The organism is Novosphingobium profundi (assembly GCF_018491765.1).
In the GTDB taxonomy this organism is placed as follows: Bacteria; Pseudomonadota; Alphaproteobacteria; order Sphingomonadales; family Sphingomonadaceae; genus Novosphingobium; species Novosphingobium profundi.
In genome coordinates this window covers 246,582-270,763 of record NZ_JABWCU010000005.1, presented here as the reverse complement: position 1 = coordinate 270,763, position 24,182 = coordinate 246,582, and the positions used below count along the sequence as shown (strand labels likewise).

Annotated in this window: 21 protein-coding genes; 11 read left to right on the top strand and 10 right to left on the bottom strand. The window is 67.3% G+C overall.

The annotated features are described in order from the left end of the window. Nucleotides 1-28: 28 nt before the first annotated feature. A complete protein-coding gene (locus HT136_RS06415; RefSeq protein WP_214198733.1) occupies nt 29-700 on the bottom strand; it encodes a glutathione S-transferase family protein in 672 nt (223 codons plus the stop codon). 136 nt (nt 701-836) lie between these two features. Continuing rightward, nucleotides 837-1,274: a GNAT family N-acetyltransferase gene (locus HT136_RS06410; RefSeq protein ID WP_214198732.1), complete on the bottom strand. Its 438-nt coding sequence runs from the start codon at nt 1,272-1,274 to the stop codon at nt 837-839. Nucleotides 1,275-1,488: 214 nt separating this feature from the next. Here HT136_RS06410 and HT136_RS06405 point away from each other — a divergent pair, with 214 nt between their 5' ends. Then, on the top strand, nt 1,489-2,607 hold the full coding sequence (locus tag HT136_RS06405; protein WP_214198731.1) for a pyridoxal phosphate-dependent aminotransferase: 1,119 nt from the start codon (nt 1,489-1,491) through the stop codon (nt 2,605-2,607). Then, a complete protein-coding gene (locus HT136_RS06400) occupies nt 2,604-3,530 on the top strand; it encodes a prephenate/arogenate dehydrogenase family protein (RefSeq protein WP_214198730.1) in 927 nt (308 codons plus the stop codon). Before HT136_RS06405 ends, HT136_RS06400 begins: the two co-directional genes overlap by 4 nt. 9 nt (nt 3,531-3,539) lie before the next feature. On the opposite strand, the gene HT136_RS06395 is transcribed toward HT136_RS06400, so the two are convergent. Beyond that, nucleotides 3,540-4,106, bottom strand: coding sequence for a DoxX family protein (locus tag HT136_RS06395; RefSeq protein ID WP_214198729.1), 567 nt, complete (start codon nt 4,104-4,106; stop codon nt 3,540-3,542). 96 nt (nt 4,107-4,202) lie between these two features. After that, a complete protein-coding gene (dcd, locus tag HT136_RS06390) occupies nt 4,203-4,757 on the bottom strand; it encodes a dCTP deaminase (RefSeq protein ID WP_214198728.1) in 555 nt (184 codons plus the stop codon). A 248-nt stretch (nt 4,758-5,005) separates the two neighbouring features. Here dcd and HT136_RS06385 point away from each other — a divergent pair, with 248 nt between their 5' ends. The 4 genes from HT136_RS06385 (at nt 5,006) to HT136_RS06370 (ending at nt 8,635) form a co-directional block, all read left to right on the top strand. Further along, nucleotides 5,006-5,716, top strand: a complete 711-nt coding sequence (locus HT136_RS06385) for a spermidine synthase (protein ID WP_214198727.1) — start codon at nt 5,006-5,008, stop codon at nt 5,714-5,716. A gap of 50 nt (nt 5,717-5,766) precedes the next feature. Further along, nucleotides 5,767-6,915, top strand: coding sequence for a non-hydrolyzing UDP-N-acetylglucosamine 2-epimerase (gene wecB, locus HT136_RS06380; RefSeq protein WP_214198726.1), 1,149 nt, complete (start codon nt 5,767-5,769; stop codon nt 6,913-6,915). Then, on the top strand, nt 6,899-8,209 hold the full coding sequence (gene wecC, locus HT136_RS06375; protein ID WP_214198725.1) for a UDP-N-acetyl-D-mannosamine dehydrogenase: 1,311 nt from the start codon (nt 6,899-6,901) through the stop codon (nt 8,207-8,209). Before wecB ends, wecC begins: the two co-directional genes overlap by 17 nt. A gap of 228 nt (nt 8,210-8,437) precedes the next feature. Next, entirely contained in the window at nt 8,438-8,635 is a 198-nt protein-coding gene (locus tag HT136_RS06370; RefSeq protein WP_214198724.1) for a hypothetical protein, read from the top strand. Nucleotides 8,636-8,740: 105 nt separating this feature from the next. Here the strand turns inward: HT136_RS06370 and HT136_RS06365 are convergent, their stop codons facing one another. The 3 genes from HT136_RS06365 to HT136_RS06355 all read right to left on the bottom strand — a co-directional run bounded on the left by HT136_RS06365 (nt 8,741) and on the right by HT136_RS06355 (nt 10,870). After that, a complete protein-coding gene (locus tag HT136_RS06365) occupies nt 8,741-9,523 on the bottom strand; it encodes a molybdopterin-dependent oxidoreductase (protein ID WP_214198723.1) in 783 nt (260 codons plus the stop codon). Beyond that, on the bottom strand, nt 9,520-10,326 hold the full coding sequence (locus HT136_RS06360) for a cytochrome b/b6 domain-containing protein (protein WP_214198722.1): 807 nt from the start codon (nt 10,324-10,326) through the stop codon (nt 9,520-9,522). Before HT136_RS06360 ends, HT136_RS06365 begins: the two co-directional genes overlap by 4 nt. Nucleotides 10,327-10,453: 127 nt before the next feature. After that, on the bottom strand, nt 10,454-10,870 hold the full coding sequence (locus tag HT136_RS06355; protein WP_214198721.1) for a secondary thiamine-phosphate synthase enzyme YjbQ: 417 nt from the start codon (nt 10,868-10,870) through the stop codon (nt 10,454-10,456). A gap of 234 nt (nt 10,871-11,104) precedes the next feature. On the opposite strand from HT136_RS06355, the gene HT136_RS06350 reads away from it, so the two are divergent. The 5 genes from HT136_RS06350 to HT136_RS06330 all read left to right on the top strand — a co-directional run bounded on the left by HT136_RS06350 (nt 11,105) and on the right by HT136_RS06330 (nt 18,769). Then, nucleotides 11,105-12,442, top strand: coding sequence for a TolC family protein (locus HT136_RS06350; protein WP_214198720.1), 1,338 nt, complete (start codon nt 11,105-11,107; stop codon nt 12,440-12,442). Further along, a complete protein-coding gene (locus HT136_RS06345; RefSeq protein ID WP_214198719.1) occupies nt 12,435-13,664 on the top strand; it encodes an efflux RND transporter periplasmic adaptor subunit in 1,230 nt (409 codons plus the stop codon). Before HT136_RS06350 ends, HT136_RS06345 begins: the two co-directional genes overlap by 8 nt. Before the next feature lie 46 nt (nt 13,665-13,710). Further along, complete coding sequence (locus HT136_RS06340; protein WP_246543402.1) at nt 13,711-15,300, top strand: OpgD/OpgG family glucan biosynthesis protein; 1,590 nt, start codon at nt 13,711-13,713, stop codon at nt 15,298-15,300. Further along, complete coding sequence (gene mdoH, locus HT136_RS06335) at nt 15,297-17,132, top strand: glucans biosynthesis glucosyltransferase MdoH (RefSeq protein ID WP_214198718.1); 1,836 nt, start codon at nt 15,297-15,299, stop codon at nt 17,130-17,132. Before HT136_RS06340 ends, mdoH begins: the two co-directional genes overlap by 4 nt. 203 nt (nt 17,133-17,335) lie before the next feature. Next, on the top strand, nt 17,336-18,769 hold the full coding sequence (locus HT136_RS06330) for a methyl-accepting chemotaxis protein (RefSeq protein WP_214198717.1): 1,434 nt from the start codon (nt 17,336-17,338) through the stop codon (nt 18,767-18,769). Nucleotides 18,770-18,847: 78 nt separating this feature from the next. On the opposite strand, the gene HT136_RS06325 is transcribed toward HT136_RS06330, so the two are convergent. The 3 genes from HT136_RS06325 to HT136_RS06315 are packed head-to-tail and all read right to left on the bottom strand — an operon-like array spanning nt 18,848 to nt 24,159. Further along, nucleotides 18,848-20,650: an acyl-CoA dehydrogenase C-terminal domain-containing protein gene (locus HT136_RS06325; RefSeq protein WP_214198716.1), complete on the bottom strand. Its 1,803-nt coding sequence runs from the start codon at nt 20,648-20,650 to the stop codon at nt 18,848-18,850. 51 nt (nt 20,651-20,701) lie between these two features. Next, nucleotides 20,702-23,026: a 3-hydroxyacyl-CoA dehydrogenase/enoyl-CoA hydratase family protein gene (locus HT136_RS06320; protein ID WP_214198715.1), complete on the bottom strand. Its 2,325-nt coding sequence runs from the start codon at nt 23,024-23,026 to the stop codon at nt 20,702-20,704. Further along, the gene (locus HT136_RS06315; protein ID WP_214198714.1) at nt 23,023-24,159 is read right to left on the bottom strand and encodes a thiolase family protein; all 1,137 of its coding nucleotides are present in this window, start codon (nt 24,157-24,159) and stop codon (nt 23,023-23,025) included. The genes HT136_RS06320 and HT136_RS06315 overlap by 4 nt, the downstream gene beginning before the upstream one ends. Between the last annotated feature and the right edge of the window lie 23 nt (nt 24,160-24,182).

Sequence of the window (24,182 nt, the reverse complement as noted above, 5' to 3'; positions counted from 1 at the left end):
GCCGCGAGCCCCCTTTTTTGCGTCGGCTTCAGATGTCGACTTCGCCGTAGTGGCTGGGCGGTTGGATCACTTCCATCCGCTCGCTGAGCAAGGGCCGGAAGCTGGGCCGCGACTTCATCACGAGGTACCAGCCGCGCGCCTGCTCGTGGCTCGACCAGTCGAGACCACCGAGGTAGTCCGCCACCGAAATCTGCGCTGCGGCGGCGAGATCGGCGAGCGTCATCGTCGCGCCCGCCAGCCAGGGGCGGTTGTCGATCAGGTAATCGATATAGTCGAGATAGTCGTGCGCAAGGCGCATGGCATCGCGCAGGATGCGCGCGTCGGGCGACTGGCGCAGCACCAGCCGCTTCTTCATCTTCTCATGGAGCAGCGGGCCGGAGACATCGTGGAAGAAGCTCTCGTCGAACATCGCGATCAGGCGGCGGATCTCGGCGCGCTGTTGGCTGGTGCCACTGATCAGCGCGCTGCGCTCGACGGTCTCCTCGAAATATTCGCAGATCGCGCGGCTGTCGGCGAGCACGATGTTCTTCTCGGTCTCGCGCACGACGGGCGTGCGCCCGGCCGGGTTCATCTGGAACAGGCGATCTTCGCCATCCCAGGGCCGCGTGGTCTGGAGTTCGTAGGCGATCCCCTTCTCGGCCATGAGAAGGCGGACCTTGCGACTGAACGGGCAGAGCGGAAACTGGAAGATATGCCACATGATGCGCCCCATCCTTGCCCAAGTGCACCTAGGGCGTCCAGCCGCAATCGGCGCGCATGCTCCGGGAATGAGGTGGATAACTCGGCCGGCCGGCATCCACGCGGGTCGAACCGCGCGCGCGTGGATGCGCCCCGCTTCAAGGCGTGTCGGCGAGCATCTGCTGCATCGCGGGCGAGAGCCGTTCCATCAGGCGGTCGGGGCGGCTGGGCGCGGTGAAGCCGAGCGCGGCATAGACGCCATGCGCGTCGAAAGTGGCAAGCGCGAAGCGGCGCACTTCGGCGTAATCGGGATGATCGAGGAACCACTGCACCATTGCCCGGCCCAGGCCCTGCCCGCGCGCGGGTTCGTCGACCCAGACGTCGGCGAGCCAGGCAAAGCTGGCGCGGTCGCTGATGACGCGTGCAAAGCCGATCTGCGCGCCGCCGGCCGGATCGTAGGCGCCCAGGCAATGCGAGCCGGCAATCTGGCGCTCGACCTTTTCGCGCACGATGCCCGGCGTCCAGTAGCTCGCGGCGAGCCAGCCGTGGATGCGCGCCACGTCGAGGCGCTGGGGGTCGTCACTGAGCTCGAACATCGTGAAATTCCTGCACTAGGGGAAAGACACCGCCCCGGACGGCGCACCCGCCAGGCCGCCCTTTAGTAGTCTCGACCCGCAGGCGCGAGTCCGAAGTGGCGCGGGGGATCGCAAGCGCGCGGTCGCAAACGCAATTCCCGTCCGAGCCCGCCGGGCGCCCGCCTCGAAATGACAGGTGCAATCACGCGCCGCCTGCGGTAAAGGCGCGCCCACTATGAGCGAACCCACGACGTCCAAGCCCGCCCCTGCCCCCAAGCCCTGGATCGAGGCGATCCACGCCTATGTGCCGGGCAAGTCGGCCGGTGCGGACGGCAAGCCGCTGATCAAGCTTTCCGCGAACGAGAACCCGCTCGGCACCAGCGCCACGGCCCTCGCCGCACGTGGCGACGCGCAGGCGCCCGCGCTCTATCCCGATCCCGACAGCAAGGCGCTGCGCGAAGCGATCGCCGCGCGCCACGCCCTCGATCCCGCGCGCGTGGTGATGGGCACCGGCTCGGACGAATTGCTCAACCTCGCCGCGCAGGGCTATGCCGGGGTCGGTGACGAAGTCATCTACGTGCGCTACGGCTTCGCGGTCTACGACATCGCCGCAAGGCGCTGCGGGGCGACCCCGGTGGTCGCGCCCGATGCGGACTACGGCACCGACGTCGACGCGCTGCTGGCGCTGGTGAGCGCGAAGACCCGCGTCGTCTTCCTCGCCAACCCCAACAACCCCACCGGCTCCTACCTGCCCAAGGGCGAAATCGCGCGCCTCCACGCCGCGCTCCCTTCCGACGTGCTGCTGGTGATCGACCAGGCCTACGGCGAATACGTGCCGGCCGAGGACGAGGACGGCGCCTTCGCGCTCGCCGCGAGCCACGCGAACGTGCTCGTTACGCGTACCTTTTCGAAGATCTTCGGCCTCGCCGGCGAGCGGATCGGCTGGGCCACCGGCGCGCCCGCGATCATCGCCACGCTCAACCGCATCCGCGGCCCCTTCAACGTCTCGGCAACCGGCCAGGCGATGGCACTCGCGGCCCTGGGCGACACCGAGTTCCTGACCCGCAGCCACGAGCACAACCTGGTGGAACGCGCGCGCTTCGTCGCCAAGCTGGACGCGCTGGGCAACCACGGACTGCGCCCGCTGCCCAGCCAGGCCAATTTCGTGCTGGTGCTGTTCAACGGCGCGCTCACGGCCGAGGCCGCCTACGAGGGCCTGGCCGAACGTGGCTACATCGTGCGCTGGCTGCCCGGGCAAGGCCTGCCGCAGGCGCTGCGCTTCACGATCGGCAAGCGCGCCGACATGGACGCGATGGCCGATGCGCTCGCCGAAATGGCGCAGGCCGCGGGATGACCTTCGCGCACATCGCCATCATTGGCCTCGGCCTCCAGGGCGGCTCGATCGGTCTCGCCGTCCAGGCCTACCTGCCTGACGCGCGGGTGACGGGCTACGACCTCGATCCCGCAACGCGCGCCCGCGCCACCGAACGCGGCCTGTGCCACACGGTGTGCGAGAGCGCCGAGGACGCGGTGGCCGAGGCGGATCTGGTGATCTTCTGCGTGCCGCCGGGCGCGATGGGCAAGGCTGCCGCTCCGCTGCGCAGCGCGATCCCCGCCGACTGCCTCGTCAGCGACGTGGGTTCGTCCAAGAAGCGGATCGCCGCCGATCTTGCCGAAGCGCTGCCCGATCACGTCGTGATCCCCGCCCACCCGGTCGCGGGCACCGAAAATTCGGGCCCCGACGCCGGCTTCGCCACGCTCTTTCGCAACCGCTGGTGCATCGTCACCCCGCCCGACCAGACCGACCTCGTCAAGCTGTCCCAGCTCGTCGAATTCTGGGAGGCGCTGGGCGCCAACGTCGAGATCATGTCGCCCCCGCACCACGACCTGGTGCTGGCGGTGACCAGCCACCTGCCCCACCTCATCGCCTACACGATCGTGGGCACCGCGTCGGACCTCGAGGACGTGACGCAAGGCGAGGTGATCAAGTATTCGGCCGGTGGCTTCCGCGACTTCACCCGCATCGCCGCCTCCGATCCGACGATGTGGCGCGACGTGTTCCTCTCGAACAAGGAGGCGGTCCTCACCATGCTCCAGCGCTTCACCGAGGACCTGACCGCCCTCCAGCGCGCGATCCGGGTGGGCGATGGCGACACGCTGTTCGACCACTTCACCCGCACCCGCGCGATCCGCCGCTCGATCATCGAGGAAGGCCAGGACGATTCGCGGCCCGACTTCGGTCGCTCCGACCACGACGGCGCCGCGAAGAAATCCTGAGAGCTTTGCCTACCAGTCGAACCAGCGCCGGTGGGTGGCCCCGATCGGCATGGTCGAGACGCGCGCCTCGGGCATGAACGCGCCCGTCTCGGCGGGGCGGCCTTCAGCCAGCGCCTGCGCGCGGGCTTCTTCGCGCGCGGCCTGGACTTCGGCTTCGTAACGCTCGACTTCGGCCCGGTGCGCGGCGTGCGCCTCGCGGCTCGAGCGCGAGAGCGCGGCGTAGCTGCCCCACATCTGACTGTGCGCGAAGGCCAGAAACAGCCCGCCGATGAGCGCGAGGTTCTTGAGCGCTTCGGCCACTTCCACCGCCTGGTCGATGCGGTGGTGGAAGAACAGGATGGTGAGTGCGGTGAACACGATGAGGACGAGGCTCACCAGCCGCACGAGGAAGCCGGCGGCAAGACACAGCCCCGCCAGCAGCTCGATCGTCGCGGCCGGGACCGCGAGGTTGCCGGGCATGCCGGCCGCCTGCATGATCGCGCCCGTCCCGGCGACGTCGGCGAACTTCATGCCGCCCGAGACGATGAACACGAGGGCGAGCAGGAAACGCCCGATGATGGCTGCAATTTTCGACAAACAGATTCTCCCGGTAGGGATCACCCTCCGCCGGGAAAAGCCGCCAGGGCCCGGGAAGGTTCCCCGGGGCACCTCAGATAGGGCGGCGCAACGTGCTCAAAGGCGCGGCAAGGTCACCCCCCGCTGGCCCATGTACTTGCCCGCACGGTCGGCGTAGCTGACCTCGCACGGCTCGTTGCCCTGCAGGAACAGGAACTGGCAGGCGCCTTCGTTGGCGTAGATCTTGGCCGGAAGCGGCGTGGTGTTCGAGAATTCGAGCGTGACGTGGCCTTCCCAGCCCGGCTCGAGCGGGGTCACGTTCACGATGATGCCGCAGCGCGCATACGTGCTCTTGCCAAGGCAGATCACCAGCACGTCCTTGGGCACGCGGAAATATTCGACCGTACGCGCGAGCGCGAAGGAATTGGGCGGGATCACGCAGACTTCGGTCTCGCGATCGACGAAGGAGTTGCTGGCGAAGTCCTTGGGATCGACTACCGCCGAATCGACGTTGGTGAATATCTTGAACTCGGGCGCCACGCGCGCGTCGTAGCCATAGGACGAAAGCCCGTAGGAAATGCAGCCCTCGCGGCGCTGGCTCTCCACGAACGGCTCGATCATGCCGTTTTCGAGAGCCTGCTGCCGAATCCACTTGTCGCTCAGAATTGCCATGCGCGCCGTGTTACCCAAGCTTTGCGGGGGAGCAAGCAAAACCCGGCGTACGCATGCGAAACCGGGCGCAGCCGCCTGATCCGGCGGGCAATCCACAATGAATTGCAGCCCTGCTTCCTGCTCTCTTGCCTTGGCCGGAAAGCTCGCCCATGCCCGAAGCGATCGGGGCCATCATCCTTGTAGGCACGGGCCCGGCCGAGAGGACCGTTCGTTCGCGTGCTCTTGCTTACACAGCCGGAGCCAGTTCCATGGCCACCACGCTTCCCCTCGAGCCGATCGACACCTCCAACGACATCCTTCTCGGCGTTGCCCACGTGCCCGAAGGCGTCGAAATGCGCCTGATCCAGCACGGCGAGGATTTCACCATCCTGCTCGAGGACACCGAACTGATGAGCACCGAGGCCAATGCCTCGGAAGAAGCGCTCGCGGTGATGACCTGCGACCAGCTTTTCGGCCGCCCCGCGGTCCAGATGCTGATTGGTGGCTACGGCATGGGCTTCACGCTGCGCGCCGCGCTTGGCGTGCTGCCTGCCGATGCGGGCGTCCTCGTCGCCGAGATCGTGCCCGAGATCATCGCCTGGGCGCGCGGCCCGATGGCCAAGCTCACCGACGGTTGCCTGGACGACCCGCGCGTCATGCTCGTCGAGGACGACGTCGCGGTGCTGATCGACGCCGCGCGCGAGGGCTACGACGCGATCCTGCTCGACGTCGACAACGGACCCGAAGGCCTCACCCGCTGGCAGAACGACCGGCTCTATTCGCCCGATGGCCTCGCCCGCGCGCTGCGCGCGCTGCGCCCCGGCGGCATCCTTTCCGTCTGGTCGTCCTGGTCCGACCCTGCCTTTACCGCAAGGCTGGAAGAGGCCGGTTTCATCGTCTCGGCGCGCACCGTCGGCTCGCGCCCGAGCGGGGAAGCCTTCCCGCACACCTTGTGGTTCGCGCGCAAGCCCGCCGCCTGAAGTCAGATCGCTTATTTCATGGTTAACCTCCGGGTGATAGACACCCGGAGATGACCATTAGCGATCCCGCGCGCCCGGCCCGTATACTCGTCGTCTTCGGCACCCGTCCCGAGGCGATCAAGCTGTTCCCGGTGATCCACGCGCTCAAGGCCGATCCGCGGTTCGAATGCGTGGTCTGCGTCTCGGCCCAGCACCGCCAGATGCTCGACCAGGTATTGGAGATCGCCGGGATCGTGCCCGACCACGACCTTGACGTGATGCAACCCGACCAGAGCCTCGATGCCCTGACCGCGCGCCTGCTGACCGGACTGGGACAAGTGATGGACGCGGCCAGGCCCGACCGGGTCATGGTCCAGGGCGACACCGCGACCGCGATGGCGGGTGGCCTCGCGGCCTATTACCGCAAGCTGCCGGTCGACCATGTCGAGGCAGGTCTGCGCTCGTACAACATCTTCCACCCCTGGCCCGAAGAAGTGAACCGCAAGATCATCGGATCGCTCGCCAGCCTGCACTTCGCGCCGACGACGACGGCCGAGGCCGCGCTCCTCAAGGAAAACGTCGAGCCTGCACGCGTCCACGTCACCGGCAACACCGTGATCGACGCCCTGCACTGGGTAACCGGCGAGATCGAACGCCGCCCCCAGCTTGCCACCGGGCTGGCCGAGCTCGAGACGCGCTTCGCCGGCAAGCGGGTGGTCGGCGTGACCAGCCACCGCCGCGAGAACTTCGGCGAAGGCATGGAGCAGATCGCGACGGCCATCCGCCGTATCGCCGAGCGACCCGATACCGCCGTGATCTTCCCCGTCCACCTCAACCCCAACGTGCGCAAGGTGATGAACGCCAGGCTCTCCGGGCTCGATAACGTCGCGCTCATCGAACCGCTCGACTACCCGCACTTCGCCCGGCTGCTTTCGCTATGCGAGATCATGCTTACCGATTCGGGCGGCGTGCAGGAAGAAGCCCCCGCGCTCGGCAAGCCGGTGCTCGTCATGCGCGAGACGACCGAACGCCCCGAAGGCGTCGCCGCGGGTACGGCAAAGCTCGTCGGCACCGATGCCGCGCGCATCGTTTCCGAAATTTCAATCTTGCTCGACGATACGGAATCGTACGAGGCAATGGCGCGCGCGCACAACCCGTTCGGGGATGGCGAGGCGGCGCGCCGGATCGTGGAGCTGCTTGGCCATGAAATCGGAATCTAAACCCAGCGTCTGTGTCGTCGGCCTTGGCTACATCGGCCTGCCCACCGCCGCCGTGATCGCGCGCGCGGGCTGCACGGTGCTGGGCCTCGACGTCTCGCAAAAGGTCGTCGAGACGATCAACCGCGGCGAAATTCATATCGAGGAAGTCGATCTCGACGGACTGGTGCAGGGCGTCGTGGCGCGCGGGCTGCTTTCGGCCTCGACCACGGTTGCCCCCGCCGATATCTTCGTGATCGCGGTGCCCACCCCCTTTCACAAGGAGGACGGCGATCACGCGCCCGACATTTCCTACGTCCTGGCAGCGGCACGCACGATCGCGCCGGTCCTCAAGCATGGCGACGTGGTGATCCTGGAATCGACCTCGCCGGTCGGCACCACCGAGCAGATGCGCGACATGATCGCCAAGATGCGCCCCGACCTCAAGGTACCCGGGCTCACCCACGACACCCCCGACATCGCGATCGCCTATTGCCCCGAGCGCGTCCTGCCCGGCCGTATCCTGGAAGAACTGATCAACAACGACCGCTCGATCGGCGGCATTACCCCGCGCTGCGCGCGCAAGGCGCTGGCCTTCTACAAGCGCTTCGTGCGCGGCGAATGCGTTACCACCGACGCCCGTTCGGCCGAAATGACCAAGCTTGTCGAGAACGCCTACCGCGACGTCAACATCGCCTTCGCCAACGAACTCTCGATCGTCTCGGACAAGATGGGGCTCGACGTGTGGGAGGTGATCCGCCTTGCCAACCGGCACCCGCGCGTCAACATCCTGAGCCCGGGTCCGGGCGTGGGCGGCCACTGCATCGCGGTCGACCCCTGGTTCATCGTCCACGGCGCGCCTGACGAAACCCCGCTGATCCGCACCGCGCGCGGCGTCAACGACCGCAAGATGCACCACGTCGTCGCCAAGGCCGAGGCCCTCATCGAGGCGCAGCCCGAGGCGAAAGTCGCGTGCCTGGGGCTCGCCTTCAAGGCCAACATCGACGACTTTCGCGAAAGCCCCGCGCGCTTCGTCGCCAGCCGCCTTGCCCGCAGGTTCGGCGCGCGCATCCACGTGGTCGAGCCTTACGCCGCCGAACTGCCGATCGAATTCACCGGAACCGGTGTCCTTCAGATCGACATCGACGACGCGCTGGAGACCTGCGACATCCTCATCGTCCTGGTCGACCACGACGTATTCCGCGTGGTTCCACTCGCCGAACGCGCCACCAAGCTGGTCTACGACACGCGCGGCATCTGGCCCGACCAGCCTCGCGTCGTGCGCGAGGAAGAAGCCCGCCTCAAACTGGCCGTCTGAACCAAGTAATCGAAAGAGGCCCACAAATAGATCCGAAATGGATCTATTTGTGGGCCTCTTTCGATTCGGCCTCGAAGTTCGTTTTTTCGGCCCATCGCGATCGATTCGACGCAAGAACGCCCCATCCTGGCGGCACAAAACCGCGCCTCCTCCGGTTTATCCGTGCATTCCTATGGCAATCACCTTAGAACCGCGGTGCCATTTCATAAATTTAATAGGGCTCGCACCATGGATCAGACAACCGACAAGATCGCGCGCGCGCACGCCTTGCTGACACAGGCCCTCTCGCTGCTCGACGAACGCGAGTACCTGGTCGAGGCCGCCTTCGTCCAGACCGCGCTCGACCGCGTGACCGAGACCCTGGCGGCCTTCACTCCCACCCCCGATGGCGACGGCGACAACGTGGTGCCACTGCGCAAGCTCTAGGGCACTTTCCAGCCGGGTGGGATCACCTGACGTTTCAGAAAATGCGTGAAAACAGTAGTCTAGAGCGGTCGATCTGATGCAATCTGATCGAAAACCGCTCCAGCCTCAGATCCCGGCGTACCAGGCGTAGTCGCCCAGGTCCTCCCAGAACCCGCCCTTGCCCCCGTGGATCCCCTCGAGCGAGGACACGGCGACGATGCGCGTCACGAACTTGGCCTGCTTGTAGCCCAGCTGGCGCTCGACGCGCAGCCGAAGCGGCGCGCCGTGCGCCTCCTTAAGCGGGGCACCGTTCATCTGCCAGGCAAGGATCGTCTGGGGATGGAAGGCATCGGCAAGATCGATCGATTCGTAATAGGGGCGTCCGTGGTAGAGGTCCGCGCAGTGGAACACGATGTAGCGCGCCGCATCGGCCAGGCCGGCCAGACGCAGCACGCTGCCAAGCTGGGGCCCCTGCCACTGCCCGATCGCGCTCCACCCCTCGACGCAATCGTGCCGGGTGATCTGGCTGCGCTGGGGCAGGTCGCGCAAGGCCGCCAGCGAGAGGTCGAGCGGGCGCGCGACCAGGCCCTCCACCCGCAAGTGCCAGCCCGCGAAGCCCTCCGCGAGCTGGCGGCGGTAAGCCGCATCGGCGACGCTGCGACTGCCGTTGGCACGGAACACCGGTGACAGGTCGAGACGGGTGTATTCGCGCGCGAGCGCTCCGCCGCCCAGCGTACGCTGGCTGACGCGGTGCAGATCTTCGGCCTTGCCCAGTATGCCGGTCACATCGGGGTCGCGCACGAGCCCGTCGCAGCCCGAAAGCGCAAGCCCTCCGGCGGCCAGCGCCCCGCCGCGAATGAGCGCGCGCCGGGTGACGAGCGGCGCGTGCGGGCGCACGATGCGGCTCATGCGCCCGCCTCCTCGGTTATCCGGAACCGTCCGGTTATCATGCCGCGCACCTGGTTGATCGGCCCCGAGAGAAGCACCATCGCCATATGGACGAGAAAGAAGCCGACAAGCCCGAAAGCGCACAGGAAATGGACCGAACGCGCGCTCTGGCGCCCGCCCAAGACCTCGGTCAAAAGCGGCGCCCAGGCATCGGTACCGGGCGACATGGCAAGGCCCGTCGCGATCATCAGCGGAAGCAGGACGAAGAGCACCGAGGCATAAGCCAGTTTCTGGAGCACCGAATAGCGCAGTGCCGCCTCGCCCTTGGGAAAGCGCAGGCGCGCGTGCTCCGTGACGTCGTGCCAAAGCGCTCGCCAGTGCCATTCGCGCCGGGTGATGTGGATGTCGCGGCGCAGATGCCCGTTGATCAGCGACCAGACAAGGTAGAGCGCCAGCGCAAGGCTTAGCACCCAGGCGAAGGCAAGGTGCCAGATGCGCGCCAGGGCCAGGCTGTAGGTCGAAGGCAAGGTCGACCACCAGGGAAAGGCATGGCGCTGCACCACTCCGTCAGGGTCGTGCCAGTAGCCCAGCACACCGCTCGTCTCGAGGCGCGCATTGCCGATCTGGACGAAGCCGAATTCGCGCGCACCCTGGCGCGCGGAGGAAATCTTGAACCAGGGCGCATCGAAATTCGCACCGTATTCGCCCCAGTAGAGCCGGGGGTGCGCGTTGAAGATCATCAACCCGCTCATCAGCATGACCAGGAGAGTGAGCGCGTTGAGCGCGTGCCAGATCCGTGTCGAGAGCCGGTGGCGAACGCGCATACGGCCTGGATGCGCCCCTCTTGCGCCGGTTCCTGCCTCGGGGGTCGGCCCCATCGGATCTTCCGCCATTGCGCGCGCCCTTCCCGTCCGGCTGGGGCGCGCCTTTGCACCCCGGCCCTTTCGCCCATTATGCCCCGATCACATGAACCGCCACTTGCCGACGGTGCGGACGGCTGCGGTGTTCGGCCAGGTAGATACCCTGCCAGGTGCCCAGTGCCATCCGTCCGCTCAGCACCGGCACCTGCAGGTTGACCCCGGTCAGCGTGGCCTTGAGGTGGGCAGGCATGTCGTCGGGGCCCTCGTCGTCGTGGCGGTAGTGGGGTCCTTGCGGGGCCAGCCGGTCGAGCCAGTCGACGAGATCGCCGCGCACTTCGGGCGCCGCGTTCTCCTGGATCAGCAGCGACGCCGAAGTGTGCCGGCACAGCATGGTCAGGAGCCCTTCGCGCAGGCCCGTGCCAGCCAGCCACGCGGCCAGCTCGCCCGTTATTTCGGTGAGGCCCTGCCCTGCAGTCGGGAACGTGAGGATGTCACTGGCCTGTCTCATCGCGGCCACTGTGCAACGCACCGGTGGCGCTGGCAACCCGGCCCGGCGCCTTCCTCCGCCGCGGCGCGCCCGGGCACATTTCAGAAGCCTGCCTGGAAACAAAACCCCTCCCCATGTGTCTAGTCTGGCGAAGAGGGCCTGTTCTGGGCGGCGGGGTATCGGCGATTGCGGCATTCATTGGATCTGGCGAAACCGGAAGATGCGGCCGAATGTGCGGCATCTTCGATGCAAGGCGTGAAAATCCCCCCCCGGTACGGCGAAAATCTGGGGCTCGACGATTGCCTTGCCCGGCAATCTCGCTATCGCAGCATCGTGCCGTACGTTCGCCCCTATCGCACCCGACGCCGCCCGATTGCCGCAACCGCCCTGGCGCTGACCTGCGCCCTGGCGCTTGGAGCCTGCGCGGGCAAGCCGCCGGTGACGACCGCCGCCTCGCGCCTGACCACAGTCCCGAAAGACGGTTCGCAGGATCTGGCAGGCGATCCCTACTGGTGGCGCGAAGCGGGTGATCCCGTTCTGGCCGACCTCGTCGAGACCGGCCTCACGCGCAACCGTACGCTTTCCTGCGAAGCGCTGTCGCTGCGCAAGGCCAATGCCCGGGCCCGTTCGCACGCGCGGCGCATCGACACCCGCGTGGGCCGCCTTTTCGACACCCGCGGGATGAACGAGGCCGACGCCGAACAGGCCGCGCGCGCCTTCCGCTTCGCCGCGCACCACTCCGATCTCGCGACCCGCATCGCGCTTGCCTACATCGAGACGCGGCACTTGCAGGAAATACTGGTCACGCGCACCGCCGCGCTCGCCCCGACCAGCGACAACGCCGAGATCGCGGCCTACCGCGAGGAAGCCGGGCTCGTCAGCGGGGTCGACACGGGGCTGGCGGGAACCGCCCTCTCGACCGCCGATGCCGGGACAGATACGGCGCGCACCGAATTCGAGGACAGCCGCGAAGCCCTTGCCCGCCTCGTCGGACTTTCGAGCGATGAGGTCCAGCAGAAGCTGGGCGAGGCCGGAGCCGTTCCCGATTTCGGAGCGCCGGTCCCCGCCCAGAGCACGCTTGACGAGATCGCGCGGCGGGCCGACCTGCTCGCGCTCGAACGCAGCCTGATCGCGCATCTCATCGCCAGCAAGGTCAGCCAGCCCGAGCTCGACGCCGCGCTCGCGGTCGACCCGGCCGACAGCCCCGAGGCAATTTCCAATCCTACCGCGCGGGCCGCCGTCGTCCAGTGGCGCAAGGCGCGCGACGCCGCGCTCGATGAACTGGCCGCGAGCCGCGACCGCATGGCCGAGGCCGCGCGCCGTCAAAGCGAGCTCGACAAGGCCGCCGAGAAGGCCCGCGCGACACTCAAGCTCGCCCGGCTCGCCTACCGCACCGGCACCGGCGACTTTGCCGCGCTCTATGTCGCCGAACAGGCCGCGCTCAAACTCGACGAGGCGCGCATCGCCGCCCGCACGGCGCGCACCGACGCGGCGATCCGCAGCTGGGCAGCGCAAGGCCTTGGCTGGACCGAGGCCGACCTCGATCCCCCCGCGCCCCTCAGCGATGGCCTGGAGGTGCTCGTCTGTGACTGACACACCCGCATCCGACCAGATCCCCGGCCCGACGAGCGAAACGGCGGCCGACGGCCCGCCGCACAGCCCTCTCGACGCATTCCTTGGCGCCAGCCCCCGCCGCGCGCGACGCCAGCTCATCAGCCTCGTGGTGCTGGTCCTTTCGCTTTTCGCGATTGCCGCGCTGTTCGTACGTTTCGTCTCGGGCAGCGCCACGCCCTATTACGTGACCCCGATCGAGAGCGGCAATTTCGTGCCCCAACTCTCCGAGGCGGGCACGATCCACGGCCGCGACGAACTGCCGATCCGCGCCCGGCTTGATGGCCGCATCGCCACGCTCGAGGTCGCCAGCGGCAGCGACGTGCAACTGGGGCAGGTCCTCGCCACGATCGAGGCGCGCGGCAGCGACGATGCCCTCGCCGCGCGCAAGGCCCAGGCCCAGTCCGCAAGTGCCGAAAAGGACGCCGCGCGCACCGCGCTCGAGGACGTGGAAGCGCGCCTCGCCCGCTTCGAGCGCGTCTGGCGCGAATCGGGCCACCGCGTCCCCTCGCTCAATGAGATGACGGGTGCGCGCAGCGAGGCGGCGCGCGCGCGCGATGCGCTTTCGGCCGCAACGGCCCGCCTCGAAGCCGCCCGGCTCGATGTCGCGGCGCTCGAGAAACAGGCCAGCGGGCGCGTGATCCGCGCGCCCTTCGAGGGCACCGTGCTCGTCCATCAGATCGCGCAAGGGCAGATGATCCAGCGCGACCAGCCGCTGTTCACGCTCGTGCGCAAGGGCACCGCGCTCGGCATCGACGTGCCGCTCGCCAGCCGCGCCGCCATGTCGGCCAAGCCCGGCGCCGAGGCGCGCCTGAGGCTCGAAGCGCAGCCCGACCTCGAACAGCGTGCCGTCCTCGAGCGGATCGAGACGGTCGACGGACAGCGGGTCGCCCATTTCGCGCTCAAGGACCCAGCCCCCGCCGTCCGGCCGGGCATGGCCGCGCGCGTCGAAGTCACGCTCGACGAGCGGCGCGACGTCCTGCTGGTCCCCGACGCCGCCCTGCAATTCGATCCCGAAGGCGGGAACCGCAGCGGGGCTGCGCGCGATTCGATCTATCTCGTGGGCGAGGACGGCAATCCACGCCGTGTCTTCGTCACCACGGGGGGCAGCGATGGCGGTCGCACGCAGGTCTTTTCCTCCGAACTGCATCCGGGAGAGGATGTCATCATCGGTTGGCGCGAGGCGCCGGCCGACGCGAAGTGAAGGCGAGAACCAAACTGGGGGCGCACAACCGGAGTTCACTACCCCTATGCTGAAGACGCCTAAGCTGAACACGCCGCTCGCGATGTCGGGCCCCACCGCGCGCGGCGGCCCCGCGATGAACCGCCGCGAGGCCGGCACCTTGCTCCTCGGCCTAGCCGCGATGCTGACCACGGGCGCCGCCCCGCCAGCCGCCACGATGCTGGGCAAGGCCGAACCGTTTTCGTGGGACAAACTGGTCAAGCGGGCACGCGATCTGGCGGCGAAGCCTTACGCCCAGCCGCAAGTATCGCCGCTCGCCGCCAAGGATTTCGACACCCTCGCGCGGCTCACCTACGGCTCTGCCTCGGCCGTCGCCAACGTCATCCGCTTCTTCCCGACCGCCACCGCCGTCGCGCCCTACAAGGTGGGCATCGACATCGTCGAGAACGGCATGGCGCGCCCCGTGGTCGACAGTTCGAGCCTCTTCGTCGACAATACCAAGGCCGACATCGCGGGCTTTCGCGTGATGGCCCAGGACGGCCACGCCGACTGGCTCTCGTTCATGGGGGCAAGCTACTTCCGGACCTCGGGATCGCGCGACCAGTTCGGGATTTCCGCGCGCGGCCTCGCGATCGACACCGGCCTGCCCTCGGGCGAGGAATTTCCCCTCTTCACCCACTTCTGGATCGAGCAGCTGGGCGCGGACCACTTCCTCATCCACGCGCTGCTCGACAGTCCCTCGGTGAGCGGCGTCTACCGCATCGACACTAATGGCCAGCCGCAGGAAGGGGCGACCCAGGACATCAAGGCCCAACTGTTCTTCCGCAAGGACGTCCGCCAACTGGGCATGGCCCCGGCCTCGAGCATGTTCTGGTACGACCAGGCCAGCCGCGCCTACCCGCGCCCTCCGCGCGGCCCCGACTGGCGCCCCGAAGTCCACGACAGCGACGGCCTTGCCATCCGTTCGGGCAACGGCGAACAGGTCTGGCGCCCGCTCGAGAACGCGGTCAAACCCACCAGCTTCACGTTCACCGACAACAGCCCCAAGGCCTTCGGCCTGCTCCAGCGCGACCAGGACTTCGCGCATTACCAGGATGACGGCTCATGGTACGATCGGCGCCCCTCCTTGTGGGTCGAGCCGACTTCGGACTGGGGCAAGGGCGCGGTCAAGCTCTACGAGATGCCGACCGACAATGAGAACCAGGACAACATCGCCGCGTTCTGGACCCCGGAAAAGCCGGTCCGCGCAGGCGACGAGCTGGCCTTCTCCTACCGCCTGACCTGGACTTGCAAGGACCCGAGCGAAAGCGCCATCGCACGCTGCGTCAACGACTGGTCGGGCAAGGCGGGCCTTGCCGACGCGCCCGCGATCGAGGGTGCCCGCAAGTTCGTGTTCGATTTCGCCGGCCCCGCGCTTGCCGGGCTTGACCGTTCGAGCGGGGTCGAGGTGGTCGCCCAGTTGCCCGAGGGCGCGCTGCTCGCGAGCGAGGCCTATCCGGTCTCGGGCCAGAACGCGCTGTGGCGGGTCAAGCTCGACATTCGCCTCGCGCCTGCACAATCTGCAAATTCGATCGGGAACCCCATGGATTTGCGACTGTTCCTGAAAAGGGGCAAGGACGCCCTCAGCGAAACCGTGATCAAAGCCCTCAACGTATGACCCTGCCTTCTCCCGTGCGACAGCTCCCCGACGAAGCCCCGCTCGCCATGCCGATCCAGCGGCTCGATGGCGCGCCTCCGGGCTCGATCGAGGTCAAGACCCAGCCGCACGGGATGGCCGTCAAGCGGCTCTTGCTGATCGCGCTCACCGCGGTGATCGGCCTTGCCGCCTCGAGCGAGCTGCGCTTCTCGTTCTCGCGCGATGGGCTCGACGTCATCGAGGTGGCGCTGCTCGTCTTCTTCGTGCCGCTGTTCACCTGGATCGCCTTCGGCTTCGTCAGCTCGACGATCGGCTTCCTCAAGCTGATCTCGGGCGAGCATCCCGGCTTCACCGCGATCCCCAGCCCCGCCCAGTCGCTCACCAAGCGCACCGCGGTGCTGATGCCGGTCTACAACGAGAGCGTCGAGGAAGTTTTCGCGCGGGTGCGCGCCATGACGAAGTCGATCGCGAAGGCGGGCGGCGCGCCCTGGATCGACTTCTTCGTGCTGTCCGATTCGAACGAACTTTCCGGACGCCGCGAGCTCGCCGCCTGGCAGGAACTTGCCGCCGAGGCCCCGGTCAACGTCTACTACCGCCGCCGCGAGAAGAACATCGCGCGCAAGCCCGGCAACATCGCCGAATGGGTCCGCCGCTTCGGCGGGGCCTACGAATGCATGCTGGTGCTCGACGCGGACTCGATGATGAGCGGCGATGCCATCGTGGGCATGGCCTCGATCATGGAGGAGCGCCCCTCGATCGGCCTCCTCCAGACGGTGCCGATGATCATCAACGCGCACACCCTGTTCCAGCGCTGGATGCAGTTCGCGAGCGAAGCCTACGGCCCGATCGCCTCGGCGGGGCTCCTGTGGTGGTCGGGTTCGGAATCGAACTTCTGGGGCCACAACGCGATCGTGCGTACGCGCGCCTTCGCCGAGAGCTGCGGCCTCCCCGAGCTGCCCGGCGACGGGCCCTTCGGCGGCCACATCCTCAGCCACGATATGCTCGAATCCGCGCTGCTGCGCCGGCGTGGCTGGGCCGTACACATGGTCATGATCGGCGGCTCCTACGAGGAATTTCCGCCCACCGTCGTCGACATGGCGATCCGCGACCGGCGCTGGATGCAGGGCAACCTGCAGCACTTGCGCCTGCTGGGCACCTCGGGCCTGACCTGGACCAGCCGCCTGCACCTTCTCATCGGCGCCTCGGCCTACCTTACCTCACCCGGCTGGCTGCTCCTGCTACTGGTCACGATCGGCCAGGCCGCCGGCGCCACAAGCGTGGGCACCGGTTTCGTCGGGGCCGCGCCGCCCAGCGTGCTCTGGCTCACGATCACCTTGCTGTTCGGCCCCAAGATCATGGGCCTCGTCTGGATGCTGGCCGAGCCTGCACGGCGCAAGGCCTTCGGTGGCACCGCGACGATCCTGCGCTCGGTCGCGGTCGAAGTGCCACTTGCCATGCTCTTCGCGCCGATCACCATGGTCACCCAGACCAAGGCCCTGCTCGGCCTGCTGTTCGGCATTTCGGCGGGCTGGTCGACCCAGGCGCGCGAGGCGCGGCGCATCTCGGTACGCGAGATCATTCCCGACTTGCGCGAACACCTCGCGCTCGGCGTGCTTTTCGCCGCGACAGCCTACTTCGATCCGGTCACGGCGATCTGGCTCTCGCCGCTGACGCTCGGCCTGCTCACCTCGCCCTGGTTCATCAGCCTGACCTCGCGCTCTCCGCGTACGCCCGAACACCATTCCACACGGCTCTTCAAGGTACCGCCCCCGGCGATCGACACCGAGACATCCGCGCAACCGGCATCGGGCACCGATGCACTCGGGGATGTCGACGCGCGTTCGCATACCTGAACAAGGCCCGCGGCGGCCCGATTGCCTGCCGCGTTCACCTGCACCGATCGACCTGAGCTCACCGCCATCCGGCCTGCGGATGGCGGTGAGCTCAGGTGCACGGATTGCAAATGTTTCACCCTGCGATCCATCGTGCCCCGCATTTCCATCTAAAACGCGAGGAAGAAACACACGCGACATACATTCGCAGGAGACCGAACGCCTTGTCCCTCAACGCCCTCGACGCCCATCTGGAGTTCATCGAATTCACTGCCGCCCAGCGCAAGACGCTGGTCGCCGCCCAGCCTTTCCTGAGCAAGGCCATCGTTCCCGCCCTCGACCGCTTCTATGCCCGCGCCCGCAAGACGCCCGCAACCGCCGCCATGTTCCGCGACAATGCACATATGGAAAAGGCCAGGACAGCGCAGATCCGGCACTGGATGAACCTGTCGAACGCAACCTTCGATGCCGCCTACGTCGAGGCCGTGCGCCGCATCGGCAAGGTCCACGCCACGATCGGTCTCGAACCGCGCTGGTACATCGGCAGCTATTCCCTGATCATCGAGGAACTCTTGCGCGCAGTCGACGCCCAGAGCGCGCCCTGGAAACGACTGGTCGGTCTCGCTCCCAACGCCGGGGCCCTGCGCGCGGTGCTGGTGAAAGCTGCCCTTCTCGACATGCAGCTCTCGATCTCGGTCTATTTCGAGGAAGCCGAAGCCGAACGCGCGGCCGCAATCGCCGCGCTCGACACCGCACTTTCCGACCTCGCGCAGGGCAACCTGACGCGGGACGTCGACGGATTGCCCGACAGCTTCGAATCGCTGGCCCGCTCATTCAACCGCAGCCTCGGCAACTTGCGCCAGACCATCGCCACCGTCATCGACACCGCCGGTACGATCCAGACCGGCACCGGCGAGATCGCCAGTGCGACCGAGGACCTTGCCCGGCGCACCGAAAGCAATGCGGCCAGTCTCGAGGAGGTTACCTCGACGCTGCAGAGCATCGAGGCGCTCGTGCGCACCACGGCTTCGGGCGCGCAGGAGACGCTTGGTCTCGCCTCGGGGGCGCTGAGCGCCACCTTGCAAGGTCGCGACGCGGCGGTCCACGCCGGTGAGGCAATGGGACAGGTCCAGGAAAGTGCGCGCGGCATCGACACCGTGATCGAAGGGCTCGACAAGATCGCCTTCCAGACCCGCGTGCTCGCCATGAACGCGGCGGTCGAAGCGGGGCGCGCAGGGGAAGCGGGCCGCGGCTTCGCGGTCGTCGCCGATCTGGTGTCGGCGCTCGCGATGCGTTCGGAAGAAGAAGCCCACAAGGCCCGCACTGGCCTCAGCACCACGCGCAGCGAGATCGAGCAGGCCGCGAGCGCCGTCTTCGCGGTGAGCCGCGAGCTCGAGGCGCTGGCCCACGAAGTGGAGAAAGTCCACACGCTGATCAACACGATGGCCCGCGACAACGAGGCCCAGGCCTCGGCGATCAGCCAGATCAACACCGCGATGGGGCAGATGGACGAGACCACCCACCGCAACGCCGCGATGGTCGAGCAGACCTCGGCGGCGGTGCATTCGCTGTCCTCGGACGCCACGCGCCTCGCCGCGCAGGCGCAGACCTTCCGCATCGAGAGCGAGAGCCCGGTGGCCCAGCGCGCTTACGCCTGACGCACCTAAGGCTAAGCGCGCCTTTACCTGAGCGCAGGACGCCCCCGACCGTGGCCGGGGGCGCCTGTCACGCGCCGATCAGAACGCCTCGGCGTCCATCGCCATCATTGAGGCCTTGCCCGACTTGATCGCGAGGAAAGCCGCCGTCGCCTGCGGCAACAGGCGATCGAAGAAGAAGCGCGCGGTGGTGATCTTCGAGCGGTAGAAGGTCACCTCCTCGCTGCCCTCGGCCAGCCGTGCGCGCGCGATCACCGCGGCCTTGGCGAAAGTATAGCCCATCGCCACCAGGCCGATCAGGCGCAAGTAGTCGGTCGCTGCGGCGGCCGCCTCCTCGGGATCCTTCATGCCCTTCTGCGCGATCGTACCGGTCGAAAGCTGGAGCGCGCCAAAGGCCTTCTCGAAGCCTTCGACCATCTTGCCGAAGTCCTCGTCGCCCTTGTGCTCCTCGATGAAGGCGGCAACCGGGTGGAAGAAGCTGCGCAAGTAGCGGCCCATGTGCGCGCCCATCTTGCGCCCGACAAGGTCCAGCGCCTGGATGCCGTTGGTGCCCTCGTAGATCATCGCGATGCGCCCGTCGCGCACGAACTGCTCGACCCCGCTCTCGGCGATGAAGCCGTGGCCGCCATAGACCTGGACGGCGAGGTTCGCGCTTTCGTAGCCAAGGTCGGTGAAGAGCGCCTTCACCACCGGGGTCATCAGCGCGATGAAGTCCTCGGCGCGCTTCTTGACCTCGGGGTCGGTCGAGTGCTTCTCGGCGTCGAGCGCGCGCGCCACCCAGGCGCCGACCGCGCGGCTGCCTTCGTTGTAGGCGCGCATCGTCATCAGCATGCGGCGCACGTCGGGGTGGACGATGATCGGATCGGCGGGTCCGGAAGGGTTCTTCACGCCCGAGAGCGAGCGGCCCTGCACACGGTCCTTGGCGTACCAGACCGCCGACTGGTAGGCGACTTCACCCACACCCAGGCCCTGGATGCCGACCGAAACGCGCTCGGTGTTCATCATCGTGAACATCGCTTCCATGCCCTTGTTGGGCTTGCCGACCAGCCAGCCGATCGATTCGTCGAAGTTGAGCTGGCACGTGGCCGAGGCCTTGAGCCCCATCTTGTGCTCGATCGCGGCCACCGAGACCCCGTTCGAGGGGCCGGGCGTGCCATCGTCCTTGGGCAGGTACTTGGGCACCAGGAACAGGCTGATCCCCTTGACGCCGGGAGGCGCATCGGGAAGCCGGGCGAGGACGAGGTGGACGATATTGTCGGTCAGGTCATGGTCGCCCGCCGAGATGAAGATCTTGGCGCCCGAGATCTTGAAGCTCCCGCCCAGATCATCCGCGTCCTGCGGCACGGCCTTGGTGCGCAACATCCCAAGGTCCGTGCCGCAGTGGGGTTCGGTAAGGCACATTGTGCCCGACCATTCCCCTGAAACCATCTTCGGCAGATAGGCCTGCTTCAATTCATCGGTGGCGTAACCCTCGATCGCGGTCGTCGCGCCGTGGGTCAGGCCCGGGTAGAGGCTGAACGACAGGTTCGAGGAGCAGATCATCTCCTCGGTCAGCTTGTTGACCGCCTCGGGCAAGCCCTGGCCGCCCCATTCCGGGTCGGAGGCGAGCGCGCACCAGCCGCCCTCACGGAACAGGTCGTAGGCGTCCTTGAAGCCCTTGGGCGTGCGCACGACGCCGTTTTCCAGCGTGCAGCCCTCGATGTCGCCGCTGCGGTTCAGGGGCAGCAGCACTTCCTGCGCGACCTTGGCCGCCTCTTCCAGGATCGCGTCGGTAAGGTCGGGCGTGAATTCCGCCAGCGCCTCCAGATTGCCGAACCCGTCGTCGGCGTGAAGCTCGTTCAGCACGAACTTCATGTCGCGCAAGGGTGCTTCGTAAACCTGCATTTCAACTCTCCTCGCGAGGGACCGTGAACGCGGTCCCCCGGTTATGTTCTATCAGTTGCGCAGCGGCTTGCCGGTCTCGAGCATGTGCTCGACGCGGGCGATCGAGCGCGGCGACTTGACCAGCTTCATGAAGGCATCGCGCTCGAGCTTGAGCAGCTCCTGTTCGGTGACGACATCGACCACGTCCGCCTCGCCGCCTGTCAGCACTTCTGCCAGCGCATCGGAGACGACCAGGTCGTAATCGGTCGCAAGGCCACGCTTGTGGAAGCCCTCGGCCGCCATCGAAAGACCCACGCGGCCGCTGTCGCCAGGAAGGCGGAACTCGGGCGCTTCAGGCGGGGTGTAGCCTTCGACCATGGACAGCGCCTTGTGCTTGGCGTCGTAGAGCAAGCGGTCGCGGTTCATCGTCACGCCGTCGCCTTCGCGCAGGAACAGTAGTTCCTTGGCGTTGGCCGCCGACTTCGACACGGTCGCGGTCGAGACCATCTCGAATACCTTGGCGACCGGCGGCATCGGGCCCTTGGGCATCCTGCCGGCCTTGCGCGCGCGGTCGAGCATCTCGCCGTTGCCGCCCCAGCCCGGGACCAGCCCGACGCCGCATTCGACGAGGCCGGTGTAAAGCTCGGCATGGGCCTGGATCGCATCGCAATGAAGCAGGATCTCGCAGCCCCCGCCCAACGCCATGCCGGCGGGCGCGCCGACGACGGGGAACGGCGCGTACTTCAGGCCCTTGTAGGCCATCTGCCCGCCCGCGACGAGCTTCTCGATCTCCGAGTAGGCCGCGATGTTGACCGCGAACATCGCCAGACCCAGGTTCGCACCGGCCGAGAAATGCGCCGCCTCGTTGTAGACCACCATGGCCTTGTACTGGCTCTGCACGATCGGCAGCGCCTGGAGGATGAGCTTCATCACCTCGCCGTCCAAGGCGTTCATCTTGCCGGTGAATTCCAGCGCGACGACGCCGTCGCCGATGTCCCAGAGCGCCGCCGAGGCGTTCTTGAGGATCGGCTTGGAGGCCAGCTTGACGTCGGCAAGGCTGAGCACGCCTTCGGGGTGGACCACATCGTGGTATTCACCGTCGAGCCCCAGGAACTGGCGCTTGCCCTCCTCGACGCGGTAGAAGCTGCGTTCACCGGCGATCTTGAGGATCTCGGGCACGGCCATGCCTTCGGCTTCGAGCTTCTCGGCGAACCAGGCCGCGCCCAGCTTGTCGATCATCTCGAAGGGGCCCTGCTTCCAGTTGTAGCCCAGCTTCATCGCCTCATCGACCGAGACGATGTCATGGGCGGCCGAAGGGACCAGGCTCGCCGCGTAAGACAGCGTGCCGCCCAGGATCGCCCAGGCGTACTGGCCGATCTCGCCCTTGGTCTCGATGAGCTTGCGCAAGTCGCCCTTGGCGGCCGATCCGCGCGGACCAGCCGGACGGCCAACCGGGCCGTACTCGCCGCTCGCCAGGTCGATGACCTCCTTCTGGCGGCCCTTGTCCTTGTTCAGGCGGTAGAAGCCGCCCTTGCCCTTGCGGCCGGTGTAGCCCTCGCCAATCATCTTCTCGATGAGCGGATGGCTGCGCGCGATCGCCTGGTAGGGATCGTCCTTGGCCAGCGTCGAGGTGAGGCTCGCCTGAAGGTGCGGCATGAGATCGATGCCGACGAGGTCGACGAGGCCGAAAATGCCGGTCTTGGGCACGCCCATCGGCTTGCCCGCGACGGCGTCGGCCAGTTCGACCGAGATGCCCAGATCAAAGGCCGCGTTAAGGCCGAGCTGGATCCAGTAAGTGCCGATGCGGTTGGCGATGAAGCCCGGCGTATCCTTGGCATCGACCACCGTCTTGCCCAGCGCCACGTCGGCGAAGAGGCGCACCTTGGCCGCCACGGCGGCGTCGGTCGCCGGGCCCGTCACGATCTCCATCAGGCGCATGTAGCGCGGCGGATTAAAGAAGTGGGTGATCAGGAAATCGGCCTTGAACGCGTCGGAGCGGCCTTCGACCAGGTGCGCGAGCGGGATCGTCGAGGTGTTCGACGAGACCGCCGTGCCCGGCTTCTTGAGCGCCTCGAGCTTTTCGTAGAGGCCCTGCTTGATGTCGAGCCGCTCGATCACCGCCTCGATGATCCAGTCGCAGTCGGCAACCTTGGCAAGGTCGTCCTCGATATTGCCGGTCTCGACCAGCTTCGCCGCCGACTTCGACATGAAGGGCGCGGGCTCGGTCTTGAGCATCTTCGCAACCGCGCCTTCGGCAACGGCGTTGCGATTGGTCGCATCCTTGGGGACGATGTCGAGCAGCAGCACCGGAACGCCGGCGTTGGCGACTTGCGCGGCAATGCCCGCGCCCATCGTGCCCGCGCCGATGACGCAGACTTTCTGGATGGTCTGGCTCATTCCACCGCCTCCAGGATCGTCGCGATGCCCTGCCCGCCGCCGATGCACTGGCTGGCGAGCGCGTACTTGCCGCCCTCGCGCTTCAGCAGCGAGGCCGCCTTGCCGACGATGCGCGCGCCCGTGGCGCCCAGCGGATGGCCGATGGCAATCGCGCCGCCGTCGATGTTGGTCTTGGCGGTGTCGAGGCCGAGGTCCTTGATGCAGGCCAGCGCCTGGCTGGCGAAAGCCTCGTTCAGTTCGACCACGTCGAGATCGCTCGCCGAGATTCCGGCGCGCTCCATCGCCTTCTGGCTGGACAGGATGGGTCCCAGGCCCATCGTCTCGGGCGCACAGCCCGAGATCGCGACCGACTTGATGCGCGCGAGGATCGGCAGACCATGCGCCTTGGCGTAGGCCTCGCTGGTCACCAGCACCGCGCTCGCGCCGTCGGTGAGCGGCGAGGACGTGCCCGCGGTGACCGATCCTTGCGCGTCGAAGGCGGGTTTGAGGCCGGCAAGGTCTTCGGCGGTAGTGCCGCCGCGGATCGTACCGTCCTGGTCCACGATACCTCCCTTGGTCTCGATCGGGACGATTTCATCCGCGAACTTGCCGGCCTCTCGCGCAGCGCTGGCGCGCTTCTGGCTCTCGACTGCCAGAGCTTCCTGTTCGGCCCGCGAAATCTGGTACTTGGTGGCCACGTTCTCGGCCGTCTCGCCCATGCCCATGTAGGCCGCACTCTTGGCGGCGAGCGCACGGTTGGGCATCGGGTTGAAGCCCATCATCGGCACCCGGCTCATCGATTCGATCCCCGCGCAGATGAAGGCCTCGCCCGCGCCGACCGCGATCTGGCCCATGGCGATGTGGATCGCGCTCATCGACGAGCCGCAGAAGCGGTTGACGGTCATCCCGCCCACCGAGAGCGGCAGGTCGGCGAGCAGGCCGATCAGGCGCGCGACGTTGAGCCCCTGTTCGCCTTCGGGAAAGGCGCAGCCCACGATGATGTCCTCGATATCGGCGGGCTCGACGCCGGTCTTCTGGATCAGCCCGCGCACGACCTGCGCCGTCAGGTCATCGGGACGAACGCCCTTGAGCGCCCCCTTGTTGGCCAGGTGAAAGGGGGAACGGGCGTAACCCGCAATGACGACGCTATCCATGCATTCTCTCCACAGCGTGCCCG